Annotated in this window: 21 protein-coding genes; 10 read left to right on the forward strand and 11 right to left on the reverse strand. The window is 71.8% G+C overall.

Annotation, left to right across the window (positions count from 1 at the left end; genetic code table 11):
* Window positions 1-7: 7 nt before the first annotated feature.
* A complete protein-coding gene (gene cydD / locus ABD743_RS24920; RefSeq protein ID WP_344724624.1) occupies window positions 8-3430 on the reverse strand; it encodes a thiol reductant ABC exporter subunit CydD in 3423 nt (1140 codons plus the stop codon).
* Between the two features lie 178 nt (window positions 3431-3608).
* Here cydD and ABD743_RS24925 point away from each other — a divergent pair, with 178 nt between their 5' ends.
* Entirely contained in the window at window positions 3609-4958 is a 1350-nt protein-coding gene (locus ABD743_RS24925; RefSeq protein WP_379658868.1) for a hypothetical protein, read from the forward strand.
* Here ABD743_RS24925 and ABD743_RS24930 read toward each other — a convergent pair.
* The 9 genes from ABD743_RS24930 to ABD743_RS24970 all read right to left on the reverse strand — a co-directional run bounded on the left by ABD743_RS24930 (window position 4945) and on the right by ABD743_RS24970 (window position 14975).
* On the reverse strand, window positions 4945-5586 hold the full coding sequence (locus tag ABD743_RS24930) for a class I SAM-dependent methyltransferase (protein ID WP_344724625.1): 642 nt from the start codon (window positions 5584-5586) through the stop codon (window positions 4945-4947). The two genes, ABD743_RS24925 and ABD743_RS24930, sit on opposite strands and share 14 nt — an antisense overlap.
* On the reverse strand, window positions 5580-6293 hold the full coding sequence (locus tag ABD743_RS24935; RefSeq protein ID WP_344724626.1) for a TIGR04282 family arsenosugar biosynthesis glycosyltransferase: 714 nt from the start codon (window positions 6291-6293) through the stop codon (window positions 5580-5582). Before ABD743_RS24935 ends, ABD743_RS24930 begins: the two co-directional genes overlap by 7 nt.
* A complete protein-coding gene (locus ABD743_RS24940) occupies window positions 6290-6943 on the reverse strand; it encodes a glycosyltransferase family 2 protein (protein WP_344724627.1) in 654 nt (217 codons plus the stop codon). The genes ABD743_RS24935 and ABD743_RS24940 overlap by 4 nt, the downstream gene beginning before the upstream one ends.
* A 73-nt stretch (window positions 6944-7016) precedes the next feature.
* Entirely contained in the window at window positions 7017-8087 is a 1071-nt protein-coding gene (locus ABD743_RS24945) for an NAD-dependent epimerase/dehydratase family protein (RefSeq protein WP_344724628.1), read from the reverse strand.
* 18 nt (window positions 8088-8105) lie between these two features.
* Entirely contained in the window at window positions 8106-9524 is a 1419-nt protein-coding gene (locus tag ABD743_RS24950) for an NAD(P)/FAD-dependent oxidoreductase (protein WP_344724629.1), read from the reverse strand.
* A 41-nt stretch (window positions 9525-9565) separates the two neighbouring features.
* Window positions 9566-10945 (reverse strand): glucose-6-phosphate dehydrogenase, encoded by a 1380-nt coding sequence (gene zwf, locus ABD743_RS24955; RefSeq protein ID WP_344724630.1) that lies wholly within the window; start codon window positions 10943-10945, stop codon window positions 9566-9568.
* 28 nt (window positions 10946-10973) lie between these two features.
* The gene (locus ABD743_RS24960; protein WP_344724631.1) at window positions 10974-12584 is read right to left on the reverse strand and encodes a GMC oxidoreductase; all 1611 of its coding nucleotides are present in this window, start codon (window positions 12582-12584) and stop codon (window positions 10974-10976) included.
* Window positions 12585-13120: 536 nt separating this feature from the next.
* Complete coding sequence (locus ABD743_RS24965; RefSeq protein ID WP_344724632.1) at window positions 13121-14221, reverse strand: alkene reductase; 1101 nt, start codon at window positions 14219-14221, stop codon at window positions 13121-13123.
* A 28-nt stretch (window positions 14222-14249) separates the two neighbouring features.
* Window positions 14250-14975, reverse strand: coding sequence for a DsbA family oxidoreductase (locus ABD743_RS24970; protein ID WP_344724633.1), 726 nt, complete (start codon window positions 14973-14975; stop codon window positions 14250-14252).
* Between the two features lie 105 nt (window positions 14976-15080).
* Here ABD743_RS24970 and ABD743_RS24975 point away from each other — a divergent pair, with 105 nt between their 5' ends.
* The 8 genes from ABD743_RS24975 to ABD743_RS25010 all read left to right on the forward strand — a co-directional run bounded on the left by ABD743_RS24975 (window position 15081) and on the right by ABD743_RS25010 (window position 24587).
* On the forward strand, window positions 15081-15512 hold the full coding sequence (locus ABD743_RS24975) for a winged helix-turn-helix transcriptional regulator (RefSeq protein ID WP_344724634.1): 432 nt from the start codon (window positions 15081-15083) through the stop codon (window positions 15510-15512).
* Window positions 15513-15649: 137 nt separating this feature from the next.
* A complete protein-coding gene (locus ABD743_RS24980) occupies window positions 15650-17491 on the forward strand; it encodes a glycoside hydrolase family 15 protein (protein ID WP_344724635.1) in 1842 nt (613 codons plus the stop codon).
* A gap of 1 nt (window position 17492) precedes the next feature.
* Window positions 17493-18878 carry a cytochrome ubiquinol oxidase subunit I gene (locus ABD743_RS24985; RefSeq protein ID WP_344724636.1) on the forward strand — a complete coding sequence of 462 codons (1386 nt, stop codon included), beginning with the start codon at window positions 17493-17495 and terminating at the stop codon, window positions 18876-18878.
* 12 nt (window positions 18879-18890) lie between these two features.
* On the forward strand, window positions 18891-20129 hold the full coding sequence (gene cydB, locus ABD743_RS24990; protein ID WP_344724637.1) for a cytochrome d ubiquinol oxidase subunit II: 1239 nt from the start codon (window positions 18891-18893) through the stop codon (window positions 20127-20129).
* 81 nt (window positions 20130-20210) lie between these two features.
* A complete protein-coding gene (locus ABD743_RS24995) occupies window positions 20211-21395 on the forward strand; it encodes an AI-2E family transporter (RefSeq protein ID WP_344724638.1) in 1185 nt (394 codons plus the stop codon).
* Window positions 21396-21540: 145 nt separating this feature from the next.
* Complete coding sequence (locus ABD743_RS25000) at window positions 21541-22206, forward strand: GAP family protein (RefSeq protein ID WP_344724639.1); 666 nt, start codon at window positions 21541-21543, stop codon at window positions 22204-22206.
* Between the two features lie 92 nt (window positions 22207-22298).
* Window positions 22299-22967 (forward strand): amphi-Trp domain-containing protein, encoded by a 669-nt coding sequence (locus ABD743_RS25005; RefSeq protein WP_344724640.1) that lies wholly within the window; start codon window positions 22299-22301, stop codon window positions 22965-22967.
* A gap of 255 nt (window positions 22968-23222) precedes the next feature.
* Complete coding sequence (locus tag ABD743_RS25010; protein ID WP_344724641.1) at window positions 23223-24587, forward strand: DUF2252 domain-containing protein; 1365 nt, start codon at window positions 23223-23225, stop codon at window positions 24585-24587.
* Window positions 24588-24604: 17 nt separating this feature from the next.
* On the opposite strand, the gene ABD743_RS25015 is transcribed toward ABD743_RS25010, so the two are convergent.
* Window positions 24605-25093: a DUF2000 domain-containing protein gene (locus ABD743_RS25015; protein ID WP_344724642.1), complete on the reverse strand. Its 489-nt coding sequence runs from the start codon at window positions 25091-25093 to the stop codon at window positions 24605-24607.
* A 104-nt stretch (window positions 25094-25197) separates the two neighbouring features.
* Here ABD743_RS25015 and ABD743_RS25020 point away from each other — a divergent pair, with 104 nt between their 5' ends.
* Window positions 25198-25656, forward strand: a complete 459-nt coding sequence (locus ABD743_RS25020; protein WP_344724962.1) for an Lrp/AsnC family transcriptional regulator — start codon at window positions 25198-25200, stop codon at window positions 25654-25656.
* Window positions 25657-25671: the final 15 nt, after the last annotated feature.

Genomic DNA, 25671 nt, shown 5'->3' on the forward strand with positions numbered 1-25671 from the left:
ACGCACGCTAGTGGTGTCCCTGGCCGATCCCCGCGGGGGCGTCGTGTCGGACGGGCAGGCACACCCTCGGGAGTCCGGGCAGCTCCTGGGGGCGGTGGGTGACCACGAGTGCCGTGCGTCCGGTCGTCACGCGCAGCAGGTCGGCACAGACGAGCGCGGCGGTGTCCGCGTCGAGGTGCGCGGTGGGCTCGTCGAGCAGCAGCACCGGGCGGTCGGCGAGCAGCGCCCGGGCGAGCCCGATCCGCTGCCGCTCCCCGCCGGAGACGGCGCCGCCGTGGAGCCCCACCCGGGTGTCGAGTCCCTCGGGCAGGCCGGCGGACCAGTCGCCGAGCCCTGCGCGGCGCAGGGCGTCGGTGATCTCGTCCTCGCGGGCGTCGGGGCGGGCCAGCAGCAGGTTCTCCCGCAGCGTGCTGTCGAACAGGTGCGTGGCGGGGCCGCACCAGGCGATCCGGGCGCGCAGGTCGTCCCCGAGCACCTCGCGTGTGTCGACGCCGTCGAGGTGCACGGCCCCGGCCGACGGGTCGAGGGTGCGCAGGAGCGCGGCTAGCACGGTGGTCTTGCCGCTGCCCGTCGGGCCGGTGAGGAGTAATCGCTCGCCGTGGCCGAGCCGGAGGTCCAGACCGGTCACGGCGTCGCGATCCGAGCCGGGCCATCGGACGGCGAGGGCGCGGGTGTCCAGCCGCTGCCCGGGCGGGGCGGGACGGGGGTCGTCCGGTTCCGACACGGCGGCGGGGGCCCGCTCCAGCTCGGCCAGCCGACGCGCCGCCGGGAGCGCCGTGGCCAGGCGCATCGCGGCGTCCGGCAACGCCGCCACCAGCTCAGCGGTGGCCAGCGGGGTGAGGGCCAGCACGGCCAGCGCCGTGCCGGGCAGCACACCTGCCCGCAGCGCGGCCACCCCGAGCGCCGTGCAGCACACGGTGGCGACCCCGACGGCCAGCACTGTCAGCGCGATCCCGAGGCCGGTGGCGGTCGCCGCCCGACGATGGAGCGCGAGAAGCCGACCGTCGAGCGTGGCCACCGTGCGACGGCGCTCGCCCGCGGCGCCGAAGGCGATCAGGTCGGGACTCCCGTCGAGCAACTCGACGACGGCGCCCACGACCGCGCCCCTGGCCGCCGCGGTCCGGCGGGCGGCCCGCCGGGCGAGCGCCACGGTGAGGGCGGGCGCGATGATCCCGGCACAGACCAGGCCTGCCGCGAGCACGACTCCCGCCTCCGGAAGGAGCACGCCCAGGAGCGTCGCGGTGCCGACGCCCACCACCGCGGCCGACGCCGCAGGCACCAGCGCCCGGACCAGCACGTCCTGCTGCGCGTCGACGTCGCCGACCATCCGCGACAGCAGCTCGCCGGACCGCTGCCGGGCGCTCACCGCGGGCCCCATCCGCACGAGCGCGTCCCACAGCCGGATCCGCAGGCCGGCGAGCACCCGCAGCGCGACGTCGTGCGAGGCCAGCCGCTCGGCGTAGCGGAGGATGCCTTTCGAGAGCCCGAACGTGCGCACCGCGACGATCGCCACGATGAGCGTGAGCACCGGAGGGTGCAGGGCTGCGGCGGAGATCAGCCATGCCGAGGTGGCCGCGAGCGCGACGGCGCTCCCCAGCGCGCCGCTGCCTGCGAGCACCGCGACGGTGAGCCGCCCGCGGTGCGGGCGAACCAGGGCGAGCAGGCCGTTCCGGCCCGCTCGCTGTGCGTCCGGGGTGGGCGGGACGACGGCGAGGACCGGATCCGGCGGGCGGGCCGCAGCCGCCGTGTCCGGAGCGGGCGCCGGTTCGCGGGCAGCCAGATCCGGGGGAGCGGGCGAGCCGGGGAGCGCGATCACCCGGTCGCACAGGCCGAGCACCGTTGGCCGATGGCTCACCACCACGGCGGTGCGCCCGGCGAGCGCCGCAGGGAGGGCTGCGAGAAGTGCCGACTCGGTGTCGGCGTCGATACCCTCGGTCGGCTCGTCGAGCAGGAGCAGCGGACGGTCGGCGAGCAGCGCCCGGGCGAGAGCGACGCGCCGTTGTTGCCCTGTGGAGAGCCCCTCGCCGCGCTCGTGCACGGGGGTGTCGAGCGGCAGGTCCAGCGCGGCTGTCGCGGCGACGGCGGCCAGCTGGGCGTCGGTGGCGTCGGGGGCACCCAGCCGCAGGTTCTCCGCGACGGTGCCGGCGACCAGCACCGGGCGCTGCGGCACCCAGGCGACACGGCGCAGCCAGGCGTCGCGGTCGACGTCGGCGAGGTCGGTCCCGGCGACGGACACGACCCCCGAGTCCGGACGCCGCCAGCCGAGCAGGAGGTCGAGCAGCGTCGACTTGCCCGCCCCGCTGGGACCGGTGATGCCGAGCACCTCACCGGGGGCGATCGCGATCGTCACGGCGTCGAGGACCGGGCCGGACCGCCCGTTCACCCCGACCGCGTCCAGCCGCACCGGCCCCGTCGACGGGTCGGGTGCGGCCACCGCCCGTCCCGGTGCCGGCGCGTCGGCGGGTGTGTCGAGCACGGCGAAGACGCTTCCCGCGGCGGCGGCGCCCTCGGCACTGTCGTGGAAACGGGCGGCCACGGCCCGCAGCGGCTGATACACCTCGGGGGCCAGGACGATCACGAGGAGCCCCGTCGCGAGGTCCAGGTCCCCACCGACGAGCCGCAGCCCCACCGACACCGCGACCAGCGCCACCGAGAGCGTGGCCAGCAGCTCCAACGCCAGCGACGAGAGGAACGCCACCCGCAGTCCGCGCATCGTCTCGGCGCGGTAGCGCTCCGACATCTCCGCGATCTGCCCGCGCTGCCGCCGCGCGCGCCCGTACGCGGTCAGCACGTCGAGCCCGGCCACGACATCGAGGAAGTGGTGACCGAGCACGGAGAGCGCCCGCCACTGCCGAGCCGTCCGGGCTTTCGTGTGCAACCCGATCAGCACCATGAACAGCGGGATCAGCGGGATCGTGACGCCGACGACCAGCGCCGAGACCCAGTCGGCCGTGAGGATTCGCACGGCGACGACGAGCGGCACGATGGCGCCGATCACCAGCTGGGGGAGGTAGCGGCCGACGTACCCGTCGACACCGTCCACCCCGCGGCTCGCCAGCGTGGCCAGCTCCCCGGTGGGCGGGAGCCCGGGATGGCGCGGCCCCAGCCGCAGCACGTGGTCGAGCACGGCGGCCCGCAGCTGAGCGACCGCGCCCGCCGCCGCCCGCTGGGCCGCGACCTCCCCGCCCCAGCCCAGCGCCGCCCTGCCCACCACGACACCCAGGAGGGCCACGAGCGGCACCGTGAGCTCGCCGAGACCGGCGCCACCGAGGAACGCCCGGGCGACGGTGCTCGACAGCAGCTCGGCCTGGGCGATCACCAGCAGGGCTGTGACGACCCCGATCGCGGCGCCGAGCCCGACGGCGCCGCGGACGGCCGGGGCGTGGTGCAGCAGCCGCCGAGCCACCGCCCCGCTCCTGTTCGCCGCCATGCCCCTCCGCCTACCGGGGATGTGCCGCCCGACACAAGACCCGCGGAAGGCGGCTTGTGCACGGACGTGTGATGTCTCCCGTAGATGGAGACATCGACGGAGATCGGTGCCGTCGCAATTCCTTACGGATCGCTGGCGTGCGCGGCCTACCCCGGTGTTGCCGCATTAGCGTCCTGGTGTGAGTGCACCTGCCACCCGAGCCGAGCGCGTGACCCGGCCTCCGGACCTCCGGCGGGACCTGATGGCGGTCGTCGCCGCCGTCGGTCTCGTCGCCGCGGCGGCGCTGGTCGGGTGGCAGTTGCTGCACGCAGGCGTGAACATCTTCCTGGGCTTCCCGCCGCTGCTGGCGCAATGGCTGCCACACGTCGGCCCTGGCACTCCGGTCGCGCTGGTCACGGCCGTGCTCGTGGCCGTACACGGGCCGGGGCTCGCCGAGCGCATGCACTGGCGTCCGCTCGTGGCGTCCGCGTGGGGCGCGGCAGCGGTCTGGACCCTCTCCCTGGCGCTCGTCGACGGCTGGCAGCGCGGCGTGGTCGGGCGGCTGACCAGCGATCAGGAGTACCTGTACGACGTTCCCAAGGTGGGGAGCGTGCTCGGGATGCTCCGCACGTTCTCCGACCACATCCTCACGAACCAGCCGGTGCACTGGACGACCCATGTGGGCGCCCACCCGCCGGGCGTGTTCCTGCTCTTCGTCCTACTGGACCGGATCGGGCTCGGTGGCGGAGGGGCGGCCGGCCTGTTCGTGGTGCTGGTCGGCTCGTCGGCCTGCGTCGCGGTGGCGGTCGCGCTGCGCGCGCTCGGCGCCGAGGACCTGGCCCGGCGCACGCTGCCGTTCGGCGTCCTGCTGCCGGGTGCGGTGTGGGTCGGGGTCTCGGCCGACGGGATGTTCGCGGGTGTGCTCGCCTGGGGGGTGGCGCTGCTCGCGCTCGGCGCGACCAGCCGGGGGCGCCGCGCCGATGGGGCGGCGCTCGCGGGCGGGCTCCTGCTGGGCTACGTGCTCTACCTCTCCTACGGCCTGGCGCTGGGCGGCCTGCTGCCGATCGTCGTGGTCGCGCTGACCCGCGCGTGGCGGGCGGCGACCTTCGCGGTGCTCGGCGCAGCGCTCGTGGTGGCCGCGTTCACCGCGGCCGGGTTCTGGTGGCTCACCGGGTACGAGGACGTCCGCGTCATCTATGCGGCGAGCATCGCGCAGACCCGTCCCTACGGGTACTTCGTGTGGGCCGATCTCGCCGCGCTGGTGTTCGCCGTCGGGCCTGCCGTCGTCGCCGGCCTGCGCCGCGCGGCGGCGGCCCCGCGAGCCCTACCCGCGGGGCCGGCGCTGCTCGCGTCAGCCGCCCTGGCCGCGGTCCTCCTCGCGGATGTCTCAGGCATGTCCAAGGGCGAGGTCGAGCGGATCTGGCTCCCGTTCGCCGTGTGGCTGGTGGTGCCGTGCGGGCTGCTGCCCCGCCGGCAGATCGGGTACTGGCTCGCCGCTCAGGCGCTGCTCGCGCTGGCCGTGAACCACCTGCTGCTCACTGTCTGGTGACGGGACGGCCGCGGCCGACCGTCAGCTCCACGAAGCTGCGCGCCCCGGTGTGGCACCGGGTCAGGCGCAGGCCGGCCTCCGCGGCGATCAGGGTGACCGCGCGGGCGCCCACCGCCGCCCACGGCACGGGGGCGCCCGCCACGGCGGCGGTGTGGACGCGAGCCGTGCCGCGCCAGAACTCCTCCGGCCGTCCGCCGGTCTCCACGAGTACCGTGCCGCCCCTGCGCACGAGCTCGGCGGCCCGCCTGAGCAGGCGTAGCGGGTCGCCGCCGATGCCGATGTTGCCGTCGGCGAGCAGCACGTGGCCCCACCGCCCCTCCTCGGGGAGAGGGGCGAACACGTCGGCGCGCACCATCGGTGCCCGCCGCCTGCGGCACGCGGTCTCCGCCACCGCCGAGACGTCCACGCCGAGCGCCGGGAGACCACGCCTGACCAGCGCCTCGACGAGCCGGCCGGGACCGCAGCCCAGGTCGAGCGTCGGGCCTGTGCAGTGGTCGAGCAGCCACCGGTCCTCGCCGCCTGCCCGGTGTCGCCACCGATCCACGGCGAGCTCGACCTCGCTCCCATCGCTACGGACCAGTCGCGCCGCTTCGGCGACGAGTGCGGGGTCGAAGCCGGCGATCAGCACGAGCCCCTCGCGCTACGGAATGCCGGCATCGCCCCCAGGGCCGCCGCGAACCTCGTCCACGGCGCTGCCGAGGCCACGGCCAGAGCGTCGGCAGCGGTGTCGACGTCGGTGAGGGTCGGCAGCAGAGCGACCCGAAGCCCCGCGTCCCGCAACGCTCGCAGCGTGCGCTCACCGGTGTCGGCCCGGGACGTGGGCACGTCGGCGATCACGGCTGCGGCCCGTGGGTCTCGCAGACCGAGTGTCCACCAGCCGCCGTCGGCGGCCGGGCCGAGCACGGCATCGACCGGCCGCGGCCCGTCGGCGACCAGCGGGGCGGCGGCATCGCCGAGCAGGGCGGCATCCACCTGCGGGGTGTCCATCCCGAGCTGCAGCGTGGGCAGCCCGGGGGCCAGTGCGGCGGTGTCGGCGTGCGCGGCGGCGATGCGGTGTCCCAGGTCGCTGCCGCGCTGGATCACGATCGGGACGCCGCACAGTGCCGCGCCGACCTCCCGTGCCCGGGCGGACTCCGCGAGCTTCCCCGTCATCGCGACGACCGGGCACCCGCGGGGGACCGCGCGCACGGCGTCGAGTGTGTCCAGCAGCGCCGCGGCGGCCAGGTTCGCGGCCTCGTCGGGGGTGGCGGGGGGACAGAGCCGGGTCTTCACGCGGTGCGGCTGCGGTGCCTTGGCGAGCACCAGGAGCGCGACACCGGGTCTCGCAGGGCTCACCGGAGCAGCCCGGCCATGTCCCTCGCGGCCCGCAGGGAACCGCGCACCGACCCCGACACCTTCGACCGCCCACCGGCGCGTGCCCGGTACGGCACGGGCATCTCTGCGATTCGCCAGCCGGCCGCCCCGGCCCGCAGCAGCATCTCCAGCGGGTAGCCGAAGGCGCGGTCCATGACCTGCAGGTCGAGCAGGGACTGCCGGTGCGCCACCCGCACCGGCGCGATGTCGTGCACCGGAACGCCACGGTGCCGCAGCACCGCGGCGATGGCCGCATTCCCGGCACGCGCGTGCCACGGCCACACCGACGCCGAGTCCGGAACCCGGCGCCCCACGGCGAGGTCGGCCCGACCGGACAGGACGGCGTCGGCCATCGCAGGTAGAGCACCGGCGTCGAGCGAGCCGTCGCCGTCGAGGACCGCCACGACGTCGGCGCGCGCCGCGAGCAGGCCCGCGTGGACCGCGGCGCCATAGCCGCGGTGCGGCTCGACCACCACACGGGCACCGCAGGCGCGCGCGACGTCGCCGGTGGCGTCGGTGGAGCCGTTGTCGACGACGAGGACCGGCCAGCCATCGGGGAGTCCGGCCAGAGCGGCCGGCAGGGCTTCCGCCTCGTCGAGGCAGGGCAGGATGATCTCGAGAGAGCCGTGCACGACCCCGATGGTGGACGTGATCAGAGTCTGGTGTGGCCGTTCCGCCCTTACCGATCCGTGACGTCTGCGCTGGTCATGCCCCTGCTGATGATCCAGCCGGGGCTCGCATCGGATCACGGGCGAACTGCGTGACGCCCTCGGCGAAGGTCGTCTCCGCCCGCACGCCCAGCACGGCGGCTGCCTTCGCCGGGTCCGCAACGACGTGCCGGACGTCGCCCGGCCGGGCGCCTCCCGCGATGACGGGCGGCGGGCCGCCCATCGCCGCGGCGAGGGCAGCGGCGAGCTCCCCGACGGTGTGCGGCTCACCCGAGCAGACGTTCACGGCGTTCACGCCGGGTGCGGGCGGCTCGGTGCCGAGGGCGGCCACGTTCATGGCCGCCACATCCGTGACGTGGACGAAGTCGCGCCGCTGGCGGCCGTCCTCCAGCACCCGAGGCGCCTCACCCCGTTCCAGCGCGGAGCGGAAGATCGAGGCCACGCCCGCGTAGGGGGTGTCGCGTGGCATGCGTGGGCCGTAGACGTTGTGGTAGCGCAGCGACCAGACGCTGCCGCCGGTCTGCCGCGCCCACGCTCCCGCCAGGTGCTCCTGGGCCACCTTCGTGGCTGCGTAGGTGCTGCGTGGGTCGAGCTGGGCGTCCTCCGGCACGAGCCCCGGCACGAGGTCGCGGCCGCAGCGCGGGCACCTCGGTTCGTAGCGGCCCGCGTCGAGGTCTTCCTGGGCGCGCGGGCCGGGCCGCACGACGCCGTGCTCCGGGCAGTCGTACCGGCCCTCGCCGTACACCACCATCGACCCGGCGAGCACCAGCCGGCGCACTCCGGCGTTGTACATGGCGGTGAGCAGCACCGCGGTGCCGAGGTCGTTGTGCGCGACGTAGTCGGGTGCGTCCCCGGGGTCGACGCCGTGCCCCACCATCGCGGCCTGATGGCAGACGGCGTCCGTACCCGGGAGCAGCCGGCCGAGCAGCTCGGCGTCGCGGACGTCGCCGTGCACGAGCTCGTGGCCCTCGACCCACGCCGGCGGCGCACCGGCGTGCGCCTGGGGCAGGAGAGCGTCGAGGAGCAGGACGTCGTGTCCGTCGGATGCCAGGCGATCAGCGACGTGCGAGCCGATGAAACCCGCTCCGCCCGTGACGAGTACGCGCATGTTCCGGAGGCTAGGCGCCTACTGGCTGCGCGCAGGCCGCTCCGGAGTGTTCGACGGGGCGGGCCGGGGTGCCGGTCCGGCCGCGGGCCGGTCCTGCCCCGACTGCGCCTGATAGACGTCGCGCAGCTGGTCGATCTGCTGCGTGGTGTAGGTGCGCTCGTGGCGCTGGTCGCGGATGAAGGACGAGGCCCAGGTGATCACGGCGCTGAGCCGGTTGCGGTAGCCGGTGAGGAAGGCGAGGTGGATGAACAGCCAGGCCAGCCAGCCCGGGAGCCCGGCGAAGCGCAGCGGCCCGGCGGAGACGACCGCGTTGCCGCGGGACAGGTAGGCGGCCGATCCGAGGTCGTGGTAGCGGAACCGGCCGACCTCCCGGGCACCGGGGTTCTCGACCTTGTGCTTGACCCGGCGCCCGGCATACAGCCCGGCCTGCATGGCGACCTCGGCCACCCCGGGCAGCTCGTCGCGGCTCATCATGTCGCCGACGACGGAGATGTCGGGATGTCCGGGAATCGTGAGATCCGGCTCCACCTGGATGCGCCCGGCGCGGTCCTGCTGGGCGTCCGTGGCGGCGGCGAGCGCCGTGGCGAGCGGTGGCGCCTCCACCCCCGCGGCCCAGATCACGGTGCCCGCCTCGTAGCGGGCGGTCGTTCCGTTGGCCTTGTCCCGGACGTCGATGCCGCGGGCGTCCACGTTGCTCACGATCGAGCCGAGGTGCAGCTCCACGCCCATCTCCTGCAGCGCCGCGGCCGCCTTGCCCGACAGCGACCTGCCGAAGGACGCGAGCGGTGCGGTGCCGCCGTCGAAGAGCAGGACGCGGGCGTCCTCCGGGCGGATGCGCCGGAACTCCGACCGCAGCGTCCGGGCGGCGAGCTCGCGGATCTGCCCTGCCAGCTCCACCCCGGTGGGCCCGGCACCGACCACGGCGAAGGTGAGCCAGCGCCGCTGCTCGTCGGGGTCCGATGCGGTCTCGGCAAGCTCGAACGCACCGAACACCCGGCGCCGGATGTCCAGTGCGTCGGCGATGGTCTTCATCCCGGGTGCCCACTGCGCGAACTCGTCGTGCCCGTAGTACGACTGCTGCACGCCTGCGGCCACGATCAGGTCGTCGTAGGGCAGCGTCATCCGCTCGCCGCCCGGGCGCAGGGCAACGACCTCGCGGCCCGCCGGGTTCACGTCGACGACCTCCGCCAGCACGCACTCGACGTTGGTGTGCCGCTTCAGGACGTCGCGCAGGGGAGAGGCGATCTGGCCCTCGGACAGGATCCCGGTGGCCACCTGGTAGAGCAGCGGCTGGAACAGGTGGTGCTGGGCGGAGTCGACGAGCGTGACGGAGATGTCCCCGCGGCGCAGCGCACGGGCAGCGAACAGCCCGGCGAAGCCGCCCCCGACGATCACGACCCGGTGTGCGGTGCTCCGACTCAGATCATCTGCCGACACGGTGTCCTCCGGTCTCGTCCCCGTACTCCCTGCTCTGCCCGTCAACCCGTGGGGTCGTGCCAGTCGTCGCCATTGGACAGCAGGCTATCTGCCTCCTTCGGGCCCCACGTGCCCCGCTGGTAGGAGTGCACCGGGACGACGTCGCCCAGCACCGGGTCGACCACCCGCCAGGCGGCCTCCACGGTGTCCTGACGGGCGAACAACACGCGGTTCCCGTCGAGCGCAGCGCCGATGAGGCGGTCATAGGGTCGCATGTCCGCCCCGCTGTCCTCCGCGAACACCAGGTCCTGCAGCTGAGGCTCGCGTCCGGCGCCGGGCTTCTTCCCCGCGAGGGCGAGTCCGATCTCGGTGTTCGGCCAGATCCGGAATCGCAGGGTGTTGCGCAGGCGGGTGCGGCTGACCCCGAAGACGTCGAAGGGAACGGGCCGGAACCGGATGCTGACCTCCGTGGCGGTCACGGGCATCGTCTTGCCGGCGCGGATGAGGATCGGCACGCCAGACCAGCGCCACGAGTCGAGGGCGAGCCGGACCGCGACGTAGGTCTCCACCGTCGACAGCGGGTCGACGCCCTCCACCTCGCGGTAGCCGTCGTACTGGCCGCGGACGGCGTCGGCGGGGGTCAGCGGGCGGAGCGCGGAGATCACCCGCGACTTGGCGTCGAGCCACGAGTCCGGCCCCGAGCCGTCCGGTGGATCGGCGATGACGGTGGCGAGCACCTGCAGCATGTGGTTCTGCACGACGTCCCGGATCGCGCCGGTGTGGTCGTAGAACCGGCCGCGGTCGGCGACGTCGAACGCCTCGGCCATCGTGATCTGGATGCTCTCCACGTGGTCGCGGTCGAGCAGGGGTTCGAACATCGAGTTGGCGAACCGGGCGACGAGGACGTCGTTGAGCGGGTCCAGGCCGAGCCAGTGGTCCACCCGGTAGATCGCGTCCTCCGGGAAGTGGGCGTGCATCGTCCGGTCCAGGGCGATGGCGCTGGCCAGGTCGGTGCCGAACGGCTTCTCCACCATCACGCGGGCTCCGTCCGCCCGGCCCGCGCCCGCGATCCCCTCGGCGATGCGCCCGAACAGGACGGGTGGCACCTCCAGGTAGAACAGGGCACGCCGGCAGTCCTTGCCCATCTCCTGCGACATCGCCTCGTAGGTGGCGGCATCGTCGAGATCGCCGTCGACGTAGCGGAGCAGGCCGAGCATCGTCCGGGCCGGCGGTGACTCCGGGTCCATGTTGTTGTCGCGCAGTGACTGCGCCGCGTACTCGCGGAACCGGTCCAGGTTCCACCCGCTCTTCGCCACACCGATCACCGGGACGGTGAGCACGCCCCGGTCCACCAGCCCGACGAGTGCGGGGAAGGTCTCCAGCTTGGCCAGGTCGCCGGTCGCCCCGAAGATGACCAACGCGTCGACTCGGTCCGTCGCCATGATGTGTGCTCCTGTCCGTCCGATGTGGTCAGCCGAGGCGTTCGAGCACGTGGTCGCCGACGCGTAGGGCGTTCGCCATCGCCGTCAGCGACGGGTTCACGGCTCCGATGCTCGGGAAGAAGCTCGTGTCGACGACGTAGAGGTTGTCGACCTCGTGCGTCCGGCAGTTCACGTCCAGCGCGGAGGCGAACGGGTCCATGCCGAACCTGACCGTGCCGGCCTGGTGCGCCGTCGCGCCGATGGGCATGCCCTTGTGAAGGTAGATGCTGTGGTGCAGCAGGTTCTCGTGCATCCCCAGGTCGCAGAGCCGTGACTCGAGCTCCTTGCGCAGCCGTTTCAGCCCTTCGAGGTTGTTGTTCTCGTCGAGCGTGAGCCGGATGCGGCCGTCGCGGTCGAGGGTCACCCGGTTCTCGGGCAAGGGGAGGTCCTCGCCGCAGAGCCAGAAGTCGACGGCGTGTCGGGCGAGCTCGTCGAAGGGCATCTCCGGGCTGATCCGTCCCGCCCAGTGCGGGGCGTTCGCCCGGATCTGCTCGGCGTCGGACTTGCCGAGCATCTGGATGCCACCCATCGGGTGGTCGAAGTCGTCGGAGCCGAGGTACCAGTCGTGCAGCGCGAGTGTCTTCTGGAAGCGGGTGGGGTTCGGCTCCTTCGACACGGCCATCAGCGCCAGGTTGTTGTGGCGCATGTAGTGCCGCCCGACCACGCCCGAGCCGTTGGCGAGCCCGTCGGGGTGCCGGTCGTTCGCCGAGCGCAGCAGGAGGACCGCAGAGTTCACCGCGCCGCAGGAGACCACCACGATGTCGGCGGTGAAGCGGACGACCTCGCCGTCGCCGAACTCGGTGACCACGGCGGTGACCGTGCGCCCGCTCGGATCCGTCTCCAGCCTGGTCACATGGGCGCCGGTGACGAGCTGGACGTTCTCGTGACGCAGCGCCGGGTCGACGCAGATGACCTGGGCGTCGGACTTGCCGTCGACCAGGCACGGGAACCCGTCCACCCGGTCGCAGCGGATGCAGATGCTGCCGTGGGCGGCGGCGCCGTTCGGCTCCTGGGTCAGCCGTACCCCGATCGGGAGGTGGAACGGGTGCAGGCCCTGCTTCTCGAGGTCGTCGGCCAGCTGCTGGATCCGGGGTGCGTGCATGACCGGAGGGAAGGGGTAGTCCGAGGTCGCCTCGCCGCAGGTGGGGTCCTCACCGTGGCGGCCGTGCACGTCGTAGAGGTGCTCGGCCTCGGTGTAGTACGGCTCCAGGTCGGAGTACGCGATCGGCCACGCCGGGGAGATGCCGTCGTAGTGGTGCAGTTGGCCGAAGTCCTGCGGGCGCAGCCGGAACAGCGCGGCCCCGTAGAACTTCGTGTTGCCCCCGACGTAGTAGTTCACCTCGGGCGGGAACTCGTTGCCGTTCGCGTCCAGCCAGAACTCCGGCGCCCGGTAGCGGCCCTTCACGAACACCTCGGTCGAGTCCCAGTTGGCCCGCTCCCGCGGCAGATAGCCACCGCGCTCGAGCATCAGGATCCGCTTGCCCGACGGGGCCAGGCGATGCGCGAACGTGCCGCCGCCGGCACCCGTGCCGATGACGATGACGTCGTAGTGCGTCGTGACGCCGGAGCGCGTGATGTCGGAGCGGGGATCCTCAGGCACCGGGACCTCCTCGTGGTGGGCGCGCCGGCGAGTGGCGCGGCGCGCCCACGGTGCGACGGGCCGCGAGGTGGCACATCACCTGCGTGAGGTGAGCGGGATCCGGCAGCTGGAGGCGGCGTCACCGGCCCATGGCAGTGGGGTTCCCGCCCTGCGTGGAACCGGACCGTGACGTGCCCCCGCGCCACCGTGGTGGTGGGGTACCCCACCACCACGGACGTGGGTTCACCCCGACGAACCGGGTGCGGCCTCCCTCCTCGCGAGGTGCGGCGTCGAGGATGCTCGTTCCCTACCTGGGCGACGGCGGAACCGGCGGGTCCGTGACGTAGTCGGCGAGAGCGAGAGGGAGGCGGTCGTGACAGCTCGAATCGTCGCGCATTGGCACTGCGGGTCCTGTGACGTCGCGGGCCGTGATCCCGAATCGGAGCCGAGCTGCTGGAACTGCGGCGGCGCCGTCACCGTCACGGCACGGCCGTCACAGGTGTGGTCGGAATCCGCGGACTGAGCGGTCGGTTCGAGGCGTGCACCGCTGGTTTCGGCTAACCGGTCTGCCCGTCATCGTCAGGCGTCGCCTGCGACAGGGTCGGGTAGTCGGTGTAGCCCCTGTGGTCGCCGCCGTAAGCCAGGCTGAAGTCGGGGGTGTTGAACGGTCCGCCGCTCTGCAGTCGTAGCGGCAGATCCGGGTTGGCCAGGAACAGCGCGGCGTAGGACACGAGGTCGGTCGCGCCGGTCTCGATGAGCTTCAACGCCTCCGGTCCGGTGTAGCCGCCCGGGGTGTACGGATTGAGGATGAACGTTCCGTTCCAGCGTTCCCGCAAATGGTCGGTGAACTCCGTGTCGATTCCCTCGGCGATGTGCAGATAGGCCAGGCCGATCGGGCCGAGCGCATCGAGCAGCGCGAGATAGGTGTCGCGGTGGTTGTCCTCGACGATGTCCTGGTAGCCGCTGACCGGCGAGATCCGCACTCCCAGCCGGTCGGCGTCGATCGCGTCCGCAATCGCCGTGGCCACTTCCACCGTGAATCGGATCCGTCCCTGGACGGTGCCGCCCCACTCGTCGTCACGCCGGTTGGCATTCGTCGACAGGAACTGGTGCGGCAGGAAGCCGTAGCCCGCGTGCACCTCCACGCCGTCGAAGCCTGCTGCGATCGCGTTGCGGGCCGCCGCCGCGTAGTCCTCGATCGTTGCCCGGATGCCCGCTGCGTCCAGCGCTCGCGGGGTGACGAACTCCTGCGGACCGTCCGGGGTGAACGTCGTCCCGGCAGCTTTCACCGGCGACGGGCCGACCGGAATCAGGTTGTCCTCGTGCAGGCTGGGGTGCCCGACGCGGCCGGCGTGCATCAGCTGCGCGAAGATCAGGCCGTTCTGCTCGTGGACACCGTGGGTCACCGCGCGCCACGCCTCCACCTGTTCTCCGGAGTGCAGGCCCGGTGTGTTCGGATGGGCCTGGCCGATCCGTGACGGTTGAGCGCTCTCGGCGATGATCAGCCCAGCGCCGGCTCGCTGGGCGTAGTAGGTCGCCATCAGCGGGGTCGGGCCGCGCCCCGGCCCGTATGCGCGGTTGCGCGTCATCGGCGCCATCACCATGCGGTTGCGCAGGGTGTAGCGGCCGACGGTGGTCGGTTCGAATGCGAGTGACACGTCTCAGCTCCTTGGTGGGCGGGCCGGCTCAGTGGCCACTGGCGGCGGGCGTCGCGCAGCCGTCCGGGGTGCACACCCCGTCGGCTCCGGTCACGGGCAGCAGCGGCGTGCCACCGGTCGAACGGCCCTCCTGCCAGACAGCGGCCATGGCCGAGTGGAGTTCGTCGGTTCCGACCGCGCCGGGGAGGGAGTACCGGCCGTCCAGGACGATGAAGGGCGTGCCGCGAGCACCGAGTCGTTGGGCTGCGAGCTGGTCGGCTTCCACCTGCGCGCGGTAACGCCTGCTCTGCAGTGCCTCGGCCGCGCCGTCGCGATCCAGGTGCACCTCCTCGGCGAAGTCGAGCACCTGCTCGGATGTCCACAGCTTCCGGGCCTGACCGAAGTGGACCCGGAACATCGCGGACCAGATCTCGTCGCCACGGCCCTGGTCGGTCGCGTACGCGAGCAGTTCGTGAGCGAAGTCGGTCGGACCGAGCGTGCGGTCCAGCGCGTAGTAGGGCGTAAGGCCTTCGGCTGCGGCGAGCTTCTCGATCGATCCCACGACCTGTTCGCCGGCGCCGCGTTCGACTCCGAACATCCCGAACAGCCGACGTTGCGTCACCCCTTCCCGTGGCAGGTCGGGATGCAGCTGGAACGACCGGTGGGTGATCCGTACGTCCGCGGCGTGTTCGAAACGGTCAACGGCTCGTCGCAGCCGGTGGTCCGTCAGGCCGCACCAGGGGCAGACGATGTCCGACCAGAATTCGATGTTCATCGGGCTCCTTACTTACGATTTGTGCGTAGCCGCATCCTCCATTAGTTTCAGGACGCCTACAAAAGGCACATTCATGTGCGTGACGTCGACGAGCGGGGAGCGGCTGTGAGTGGAAAGACCGTGCGAACGGCACGCACCCGCGTCCGGACGGCCGTGCGAGAGGTGCCGGGTCCCTGTGCGCACTGGAACGACGAGGACGCGGACTTCATCCGGGAGATTCTCGACCTGGTCGGCGACAAGTGGAGCGTGTTGATCATCGGCTCCCTCGAGCGGGGCCCGACCCGCTACTCCGACCTCGCCGACCTGATCCCCGGCATCTCGCAGCGCATGCTGACGCTCACGCTGAAGCAGTTGCAGCGCAACGGGCTCGTCACCCGAACCGCCTATCCCGAGGTGCCGCCGCGCGTCGAGTACGCCCTGACGGAGCTGGGCACCTCGTTGCTGTCCACCGTGCTGGCGCTGGCCGCGTGGTCGGCCGAGCGCCACTGCGAGATCCGTCGCCACCAGCAGGAGTTCGACGCCGACACGACGTCCTGAGCGTCGCGGACCCGCGGCAGATTGCGGCGGGTCCCGCAGCGGTGTACGCGCTCCGGTCTCCTCCTTATCGGGTGATGCATCGGTGCACGGGCAACCGCAACGGTTGGCCTGCCGGCTCCACCACGCAGGAGGCCACCATGACCGAGGCAGCGATCGCCGACCACGGCCTGATCGGTGATCTCCAGACAGCCGCACTGGTCAGCACGGACGGTTCCGTCGACTGGTATTGCTGCCCGCGCTTCGACTCGCCGAGCGTGTTCGGTGCCCTCCTCGACGACGAGAAGGGTGGCCACTTCCGGATCCGGCCGCAGGCCGACTACGACTCGCGGCAGCTGTACCTACCGGACACCGCCATGCTCATCACCCGGTTCACCACCGAGAGCGGGATGGGCGAGGTGGTCGACTTCATGCCCCCTGCAGGCAACGTCGCCACCGCGAACCACAAGCTCGTCCGGATGGTGCGGTGCGTGCGCGGAGAGATGACCTTCGACTTCGACATCGCGCCGCGTTTCGACTACGGCCGTAAGGCCCACCGCACGGACATGACGCGCAACGGGGTGGTCTTCAGCACCGACGCGATGACGCTCACCCTGCACGTCGTGCGCGAGCCGGGTGACGAACTGCTGGCCCAGGTCCGCATCGACGAGAACGACCTGCACGTCACGCTCACGCTGAAGGCCGGTGACGTCAGGGGTGTGGTGCTGGAGTCGGCCGCGGAGGGGCCACCGCGAGAGATCCGGGTGGCCGAGTTCCAGCAGATGCACGACGAGACCGTCCGGCACTGGCGCAACTGGCTCTCCCGCTGTACCTACACCGGGCGATGGCGAGAGACCCTGTATCGCTCGGCGATCACCCTCAAGCTCATGACCTACGCCCCGAGCGGTGGTCTGGTGGCCGCGCCCACGACCGGGCTGCCGGAGCAGGTCGGCGGCGAACGCAACTGGGACTACCGCTACACGTGGGTGCGCGACGCATCGTTCTCGGTCTACGCGCTGCTGCGGCTCGGGTTCCTGCAGGAGTCCGCGCAGTTCAGCCAATGGCTGCGAGACCGTGCCGACGAGCGGGTGGGCGGGGAGGGCGGCCCGCTCAACATCATGTACCGGGTCGATGGGTCCTCGGACCTCAAGGAGGAGTCGCTGGACCACTGGTCGGGCTACCGGGGCTCGCGCCCGGTCCGGATCGGCAACGGCGCAGCCGACCAGCTCCAGCTCGACATCTACGGCGAGGCGCTCGACAGCATCTTCTTCGCCGACAAGCGCGGCCTCGAGGTCGGGTACCGCGGCTGGCTAGCGGTGCGGGAGCTGCTGAACTGGCTCACGGAGCACTGGGACCAACCGGAAGAGGGCATCTGGGAGACCCGCGGCGGGCGCAAGGACTTCACCTACGGGCGGCTGATGTGCTGGGTGGCGTTCGACCGCGGCATCCGGATGGCGGCCGTGCACGGACGCCCGGCACCTCTCATGCGGTGGACCGAGGCGCGCGACGCCATCTACGAGCAGATCATGGAGAAGGGCTGGAACCGCGAGAGCCGGACGTTCGTCCAGCACTACGGCAGCGAAACGCTCGACTCCTCGTTGCTGCGGATGTCCAGCGTCGGGTTCATCTCCCCGTACGACCCCATGTGGGCCTCCACACTCAGGGCGATGGAGGACGAGCTGGTCACCGACAGCCTCGTCTACCGGTACAACCCGGAGGCCTCGCCCGACGGGCTGCGGGGCTCGGAGGGCACGTTCTCGCTCTGCTCGTTCATGTTCGTCGACGCGCTCGCGCGGGCGGGCAGGCTGGAGGACGCGCGGCTCGCGTTCGAGAAGATGCTCACCTACGCCAACCACGTGGGGCTCTTCTCCGAGGAGATCGCCCTGTCCGGTGAGCAGATCGGCAACTTCCCCCAGGCCTTCACCCACCTCGCCCTGATCGACGCAGCGATCACGCTCGACGAGGCGCTCGACCGGGGCCGTCCGGCACTGATGGGGGACTGAGGTGGACGCGGTCGACCTGGCGCGCCTGCAGTTCGCGAGCACGTCGATCTACCACTTCCTGTTCGTGCCGCTCACGATCGGGTTGGCACTGCTCGTCGCGCTCCTGCAGACGCAGTGGTATCGCACCGACCGGCCGGAGTACCTGCGCCTGACCCGGTTCTTCGGCATCCTGCTCGTGATCAACGTGGCGGTGGGGGTGGTCACCGGCCTCGTGCAGGAGTTCCAGTTCGGGATGAACTGGTCGGGCTACTCGCGGTTCGTGGGCGACGTGTTCGGCGCCCCGCTCGCCATGGAAGGGCTCGCCGCGTTCTTCCTCGAGTCGACGTTCCTCGGGCTGTGGCTCTTCGGCTGGAACAGGCTGTCGCGACGCGTGCATCTCGCGACGATCTGGATGGTCGCGCTCGGAGGCGTGCTCTCGGCCGCCTTCATCATGGCGGCGAACTCGTGGATGCAGAACCCGGTCGGCTACAGGATCAACCCGGACACCGGACGCGCGCAGCTCACCGACATCGGGGCCGTGCTGACCAACCCCGTGTTCCTGCGCAGCTACCTGCACGTGCTGCTCGCGTCGCTGATCACCGCGGCCGTCGTCATGCTCGCGATCTCGGCGTGGCACCTGCGGCGGCGGCCTGACGACCCCGGTTTCCGCAGCTCCGCGCGGCTCGCCCTCGTGGTGCTGGTGCCGGCCACGGTGATCAACCTGCTGGTCGGCAGCGAGCTCGGGGTCGCCGAGGGCGAGTTCCAGCCGATGAAGATCGCGGCGGCCGAGGCGCAGTGGGACACCTGTCAGCCGTGCTCGTTCTCGATGTTCCAGATCGGCGGCGGCAACAACGACCAGACCCCGGACAAGATCATCGCGATCCCGCACCTCCTGTCGCTGCTCGCCACGAACTCGTGGGACGGCCAGGTGGTGGGGATGAACGACCTACAGGCCCAGTACGAGCAGCAGTACGGGCCGGGCTACTACGTCCCCAACGTCTTCATCCAGTACTGGGCGATGCGGGTGATGGCCTATCTCGCGACCCTCATCGTCCTGGTGGGGCTCTGGGGCCTGTGGCGGTGGAACCGCCTCGGGTCGTCGACATGGTTCCTGCGGGCGGCGCTGTGGAGCCTCCCGCTGCCCTTCCTGGTCAACACCGCAGGCTGGATCCTCACCGAGAACGGCCGCCAGCCCTGGATCGTGCAGGGGCTGCAGCTCACCCGGGACGCCGCCTCGCCGTCGGTGGGCACGGCCACGATCGTCGTCAGCCTGGTGGTCTTCATCGTGCTCTACGGGGTGCTCGCCGTCGTGGACTGGCTGCTGATGGCGCGCTACGCCCGTCGGGAGCTGGAGCCCGAGACACCCCCGGCCGAGGTCGAGCAGCCGGTCCACGCGCCGAGCTACTGAGCGGGAGGCCCGATGGCGCTGGTGATCTTCTGGTTCATCGTCCTGGTCGTGGTCTGGACGGGGTTCCTGCTGTTGGAAGGCTTCGACTTCGGCGTCGGGATGCTGCACCGCGTGGTGGGCCGCGACGAGGAGGGCCGGTCGCTGGCCATCCGGACGATCGGCCCGGTGTGGGACGGCAACGAGGTCTGGCTGATCGTCGCCATCGCGGCGACGTTCGCCGCGTTCCCCTCCTGGTACGCGACGGCGCTCTCGGCCTTCTACCCGGTGATCCTCATCGTGCTGGTGGCGCTGATCCTGCGCGGGGTGTCCTTCGAGTTCCGGTCGCACGCGGAAAGCCGGCGGAGCCGGAACATCTGGTCCGGCGCCCTGGTCGTCGGGAGCCTGGTCGCCCCGCTCGGCCTCGGGATCATGCTCGGCGGCTTCCTGGGCGGGATCCCGATCGACGCCCGAGAGGAGTTCGTCGGTGGGTTCGGCGACCTGTTCCGGCCCTACGCCGTGCTGACCGGCGTGACGATCACGCTGGTCAGCCTGCTGCACGGCGCTGTGTTCCTCGCCATGCGGACCACCGATGACATGCGCCTGCGGGCGCTTCGCATCGCGAAGGCCCTCGGGCCCGTCGTGGCGCTGGTCGTCATCGCCTGGGTCGCCCTGACCCGCTTCGACTCGGGGGGCGCGCTGTTGTCGGTGATCGAGCTCGCCACTGCGATCGTCGTGATCGCCGCCGCGCTGCTGGTGCACGCGGAGCGGGAGGTGGCGGCGTTCGCGGCCACGTGCGCCACGACGGCGGGCGTGGCTGTGTCGCTCTTCTCCGAGCTCTACCCGCGGGTGATGGTGTCGAGCCTCGGCCCCGCGAACGACCTGACCGTCGCGAACACGGCATCGGGGTCCTACGCGCTGGCCGTGATGACCGTCGTACTCGTCGTGCTGTTGCCGATCATCCTGCTCTACCAGGGCTGGACCTTCCATGTGTTCCGCAGCCGTGTGACCCGGGCCGACGTGTCCGAGCACAGCGGCGGGTACGGTCCGCCGCCCACCGCGCCGGCCGTCGTGGGTGCCGAGCATGACGGCGGTCGGCACGATGGCCAGGATCCGCCCCGGGCGGAGCCCATGAACTCCTACCGGGGTGGGGTCCGGTTCGCCGCGTGGGTGCTGTCGTGGGCGGCGGCGCTGGCGGTCGCCGTGCTCAGGGGGCGCGGTGGCAGTGCCGGTGCGGGTCGCACTCCGGGGCCACGGCCGGCAGCCCAGCGGTAGGGGAGCGGGAGACTCCGCCGGTACCCGGTTCGCCCGTCGCGGGTGACGTAGGCGGACAGGCGCCGGTCCTACCGTTTCGCGGTGGCCACACCTGTCGTCCCGAACGCTCCTCCCCCGAGCGAGGAGAGCGGGCATCGGAGTGTGTTTCCCCGTGCTCTCGTCATCCTGCTCGGCATCGCGGCCGCGGTCATCGTCGCCGCAGGGGTCCAGGCCGTCGCCTGGCTGATCGGTCCTGCGTTCATGGCGCTCATCATCGTGATCGCGGTGGCGCCCGTGCAGGGCTGGCTGAAGCGCCGCGGCTGGCCGGGCTGGGCGACGACCGTGGTGGTGATCCTGCTCGTCTACGGGATCCTGATCGTGCTGGCCCTCGGGATCATCATCTCGGTGGCCCGGCTGGCCACGGAGGTGCCGCAGTACGCCGACAGGTTCGACGGTCTGGTGACCTCGGCGACGGCGGAGCTCGCCAAGTGGGGCGTGGGCCCGGAGCAGCTACACAAGGCGGCGAGCTCGCTGAACATCAGCAACCTGGCGGGCGTGCTCACGACGCTGCTGGGCAGCGTCGCCGGACTGGCGACCAACCTGGTGTTCCTGCTGGCGCTGCTGTTGTTCCTCAGCGTCGAGTCCGGCGGATACGGCCAGCGCCTCGCCCAGATCGAGGCGGACCGCCCGCGAATCACCGCGGCGCTGGAGCACTTCGCGTGGGGCACCCGGCAGTATCTGCTGGTCACCACCGTCTTCGGGCTCATCGTCGCGGTCCTCGACACGATCGCGCTCGCGCTGCTCGGCATCCCGCTCGCGGTCACCTGGGGTCTGCTGTCGTTCATCACCAACTACATCCCGAACATCGGGTTCATCCTCGGTGTGGTGCCGCCTGCGCTCCTGGCGCTGTTGATCGGCGGCCCGAAGCTGATGGTGATCGTCATCGTCATCTACTGCGCGATCAACTTCGTGGTGCAGTCGATCATCCAGCCCCGATTCATCGGGGACGCGGTCGGGCTGTCGGTCACGGTGACGTTCCTGGTGCTGTTCTTCTGGGCGTGGCTGTTGGGCCCGCTCGGCGCGATCCTGGCGATCCCGCTGACCCTCCTGGCGAAGGCACTGCTGGTGGACATCGATCCGCAGGCCAAGTGGGCCGCCGTACTGCTGCGCGACAGCCCGACGGAACCGGATCCGGAGGCTCCTCCGAAGAAGTCGCGCCGCGAGCGGCGACGCGAACGACGCGGGACCGAGCCGGATCTGCCGCCCGCGCCGCCCGCGCCGACCTGACCCGCACGGTCGGTGCGACAGCGGAAGAGTGAGGAGAGCCTGAGGTCCTGACACCCATCGGGGCGGCGTGAGCGAGCTTGCGAGCGAGCCATCAGACACAGCAGCTTTGCGAACGCGACCGACGAGCGTCAGCGAGGAGGGCGACGTGAGCACGGAGGCGCTCGTCCTCGCTCTGACCACCGTGGTCCGTCCGATGAGCGCGGCCGCCGTGGTTGCGATGCTCTCGACGCCGCACCCGCGGCGCCTGCTCGTGTCCTACATCGTCGCGGGCCTCGCCTTCAGCCTGGCAGTCGGCACGCTGGTGGTCCTCGTCGCCCAGGGGCTCGGCCCGGCGACGGATGCGGGCGGACGTCCCTTTATCGACACCGCCTTGGGCGCGCTGGCACTCGCCTACGCCGCAGCCGTCGCGTTCGGGTGGCTGCCCCGGCGCCGGGGCGGTAACGGGTCCGGCTCGGCCTGGATGCGCAAGCGTCTGCAGCATCTGTCCCCGGCGGCCGCCGCGACGGCGGGTGTGGTGACCCATCTGCCCGGTCTGGTGTACCTGGCCGCCTTGAACGCGATCGTGAACGATGCCGTGGGAACGGCGGACGCGGTGGTGCAGGTGGTGCTCTACAACGCCATCTGGTTCAGCCTTCCGATCACGGCGCTGATACTTGCGCATTACCACCCGGCACTGGCGAAGCAGAGCCTCGCGGAGGTGGGCACGTGGATCCGGCGCCACCAGCGCGTGATCACCATCGTGTTCCTCGTCGGGCTGGGCGGCTACCTGCTCGTCATCGGCGTGCTCGGCCTGATGTATCCCCCCAACTGACGCTCGACCATCCGTCGCAGGCGATGCCGCCGGGCGCCGCCCGGCCGACACTGCGGGGTCCGGAAGCCCCAGAACGCGGAACGGAGCACCCGATGTCGGACGTCGAAGTCAGCCGCACCGAGACCCTCAGCCGCCGGCAGGCGGCCGACAGGCTCTCGGCGCTCGCCGCCGCGCTCTCCGGGGGCGCAGGCGTCGAGGTCGAGCTGGGTGCGAGCGCTCTCAAGGTGCATGTCCCCGATCAGGTCCGCTACGAGGTCGAGGTGGAGGTCGATGGCGATGAGGTGGAGTTGGAGATCGAACTCACGTGGACGCGGGCGAAACCGGCGGCGGCTGCCAAGCCTGCAGCGACCCCGGCTAAGCCTGCGGCGGCGGCGCCCAAGCCCGCAGCGACCCCGGCTAGGTCTTCGGCGGCTGCCAAGCGTGCGGCGGCGAAGCGCGCGCCCGCCAGGAAGCCTGCGGCGGCTGCGGCTAGGCCTTCGGCGGCTGCCAAGCGTGCGGCGGCGAAGCCCGCGCCCGCCAGGAAGCCTGCGGCAGCTGCGGCGAAGCCTGCCGCAGCGGCACAGCCTGCGACGGCCTCGGCGAGGCCTTCGCCCGCCGGGAAGCCTGCGGCGGCTGCGGTCAAACCTGCTGCGGCGGCGAAGCCTGTGACGGAGCCGGTCGCCGCGGCGGAGCCTGGCCGCGCTTCGTCCGGATCGTCCCGGGCCCGCAGCACGAAGAACGTCGTGGCGGCTCGCTCCCGGCGCACGGTCGGCCGGGCCTGAGCGGCGCCTGCCTGAACTTCGCATGCATCGCCACGACCCTCACCCGGTGCGGAGGATGCCGTCGACCGGTTCGTGGCCCACCGTGGGGAACCCGCGCGTCCGGTGTGGGAGCGCCCGCCCCCGAAGCCGCCGGGCGAACGGCGGCGCGCCAGCGCTCGACCGAGGAGGGACCCGGCGATGGGCCAGGCGACGAGCACACGATTATCCGAGGTCTCCGACACGGAGGGAACGGCCCGCCCGACGCGGGACGAGCGGATGGATCGGGGACGGTCCGCCCGCCGGGCCGTCCCGCGGGCCGGCCAGGCGGAGTTCACTCCTGTCCCCGACCGTCCCGACCCGCTGAGCCTCCTGGAGAAGCAGGCACAGCAGCGTGTGCAGGAGCTGCTCCCGATCCGCTACGGGCGGATGGCTGCCTCCCCCTTCGCGTACTTCCGCGGAGCCGCACTGCCGATGGCGAGCGACCTCGCCGGCACACAGAGCACCGGGCTCGTCGTCCAGTGCTGCGGTGACGCCCACATGACGAACTTCGGTGTGTTCGCCTCCCCGGAGCGGCGCCTCGTCTTCGACGTCAACGACTTCGACGAGACCCTGCCCGGGCCGTGGGAGTGGGACGTCAAACGGCTCGCGACGAGCATCGAGATCGCCGGACGTGACAACGGCTTCCCCACCAAGGCGCGCCGGGAGATCGTGACCGCCACCGTGGCCGCCTATCGGCGGGCGATGCGCGAGTTCGCGGATGCGACCACACTGGAGGTCTGGTACGCCCACGCCGACATGGACAGCGTGCAGGCCCGCGTCGACGAGCATCTCGACCGTGAACGGCGCAAGCGGCTCGCCCGCAGCATGGCGAAGGCGCGCACGCGGGACAACCTCGGAGCGCTCGGCCGATATGCCGGAGTCAAGGACGGCCACGCCGCGATCATCGCCGACCCACCGCTGGTCGTCCCCATCACCGAGCTCGCCGGTGCCGGGACGGATCCGGCACAGCTGTTGAGCCAGCTGCGCGACATGCTGATGGAGTACAGGGAGTGCCTGGAACCGGAGCGGCGCGCGCTGCTGGATCAGTACCGGCTCGTGGACTTCGCCCGCAAGGTTGTCGGGGTGGGCAGCGTGGGCACCCGTGCGTACATCGCGCTCCTGCTCGGCGACGACGACCGTGACCCGCTCTTCCTGCAGGCGAAGGAGGCCGGCCCGTCGGTGCTGGAGGAGTTCGTCGGGGCCAGCGACTACGACCCCGGCCGCCGGGTGGTCGTCGGGCAGCGTCTCATGCAGGCGGTCAGCGACATCTTCCTCGGCTGGGTGCGCGTGCAGGGGTTCGACGGGCAGCCCCGGAGCTTCTACCTGCGCCAGCTACGGGACTGGAAGGGCTCGGCCGACGTCGAGGTGATGGCGCCGAAGGGGATGCTCGCCTACGGCGAGCTCTGCGGCTGGACGCTGGCCAGGGCGCACGCCCGCACCGGCGACCGCGTCGCGATCGCCTCCTACCTCGGCGCCGGCACGACGTTCGAGCGCGCCATCGCGGAGTTCGCCCGTGCGTACGCCGACCAGAACGAGCAGGACCATCAGGAGCTGGTGGACGCGATCGCCTCGGGCCGGATCGAGGCCGAGTCCGGCGTGTGAGTGTTCGGGAGCGCGGTTCAGGCGAGGAGCGCGAGCCTTTTGACCAGCTTGCCGACCCGGTTGCGTGGCCCGATGATGCTGACGGCGCTGCACGCGAGCTTCTCCGGCTCGGTCTCGGCGAGCTCGGAGAGGTAGTCGTCGTAGACGCGGTGTGACTGCGCCGCCTCGGGCATGTCCACCACGAGCACGCCCTCGGCGCAGGCCGCGGCGGCGCGGGTGGTGGCCAGCGCGTCCGGCGTCGCGGCCAGGATCGTGCAGCCCGCCCAGGGCAGGCCGGGGTGCTCGTCGCCGGATGCGTCCGGCCCGCCGTGGGCGATCAGCCCCTCCACAGTGGCGCCGGTGGTGGCGGCGACACAGGCGACAGCGTTGGCCGCGCGCCCCGCCGAGAGCGTCTCGTCGACCACGATCACCCACTTCAACCGGGTCGAGCGCGTCGGCTCGCTGGTGACGACCTCGTCGGGCGCGTACCCGAGCCGGTGACGAGCAGGCACAGGCTCAGCTCCCACGGTGACCTCCATATGTACGGGATACCAGCTCGATGCTATGAACACATGCGGATTGACAGCAATGATTCCGTACTTAATCCGGCAAGGAGCTCGTGGTGGCGCACTTGGACGAACTTGATAAGGCGATCCTGGCCGAGCTGCAGGCAGATGCACGGCGCACGAACCGCGACGTCGCCGCGGCAGTGGGGGTCTCGCCGACCACGGCGCTGGACCGGACGCGGGCACTGCGCGAGCGCGGCGTGATCCGGGGGGCCATCCTCGATCTCGACCTCGGCAAGATCGGGAGGCCGGTGCAGGCCCTGATCGCGGTGCGGATCCGGCCGCCCTCGCGCCGCAACATCGACGCCTTCCGCAACTGGGTCAGCACTCTTCCCGAGACGATCGGCGTCTTCGTGGTCACCGGCGGCGAGGACTTCCTCATCCACGTCGCCGTCGCGGACAACGAGAATCTCTACGCCTTCGTGATCGACCGGCTCACCGAGCGGCCGGAGGTCGCCGACGTGCGCACGAGCGTGGTCTACGAGCACCTGCGCAACAACACGATCGCACCGGTGACCGGCTGAGGCCGTCGGACGCGC

The sequence above is a fragment of the Pseudonocardia yunnanensis genome (assembly GCF_039534065.1).
In the GTDB taxonomy this organism is placed as follows: Bacteria; Actinomycetota; Actinomycetes; order Mycobacteriales; family Pseudonocardiaceae; genus Pseudonocardia; species Pseudonocardia yunnanensis.

What these genes read in the sequence shown, in the direction of transcription:
- ABD743_RS25005 (WP_344724640.1), top strand. Translation starts at nt 22,299, where the DNA reads ATGTCGGACGTCGAAGTCAGCCGCACCGAGACCCTCAGCCGCCGGCAG.
- ABD743_RS25010 (WP_344724641.1), top strand. Translation starts at nt 23,223, where the DNA reads ATGGATCGGGGACGGTCCGCCCGCCGGGCCGTCCCGCGGGCCGGCCAG.
- cydD (WP_344724624.1), bottom strand. Translation starts at nt 3,430, where the DNA reads ATGGCGGCGAACAGGAGCGGGGCGGTGGCTCGGCGGCTGCTGCACCAC.
- ABD743_RS24970 (WP_344724633.1), bottom strand. Translation starts at nt 14,975, where the DNA reads ATGAACATCGAATTCTGGTCGGACATCGTCTGCCCCTGGTGCGGCCTG.
- zwf (WP_344724630.1), bottom strand. Translation starts at nt 10,945, where the DNA reads ATGGCGACGGACCGAGTCGACGCGTTGGTCATCTTCGGGGCGACCGGC.
- ABD743_RS24980 (WP_344724635.1), top strand. Translation starts at nt 15,650, where the DNA reads ATGACCGAGGCAGCGATCGCCGACCACGGCCTGATCGGTGATCTCCAG.
- ABD743_RS24945 (WP_344724628.1), bottom strand. Translation starts at nt 8,087, where the DNA reads ATGCGCGTACTCGTCACGGGCGGAGCGGGTTTCATCGGCTCGCACGTC.
- cydB (WP_344724637.1), top strand. Translation starts at nt 18,891, where the DNA reads ATGGCGCTGGTGATCTTCTGGTTCATCGTCCTGGTCGTGGTCTGGACG.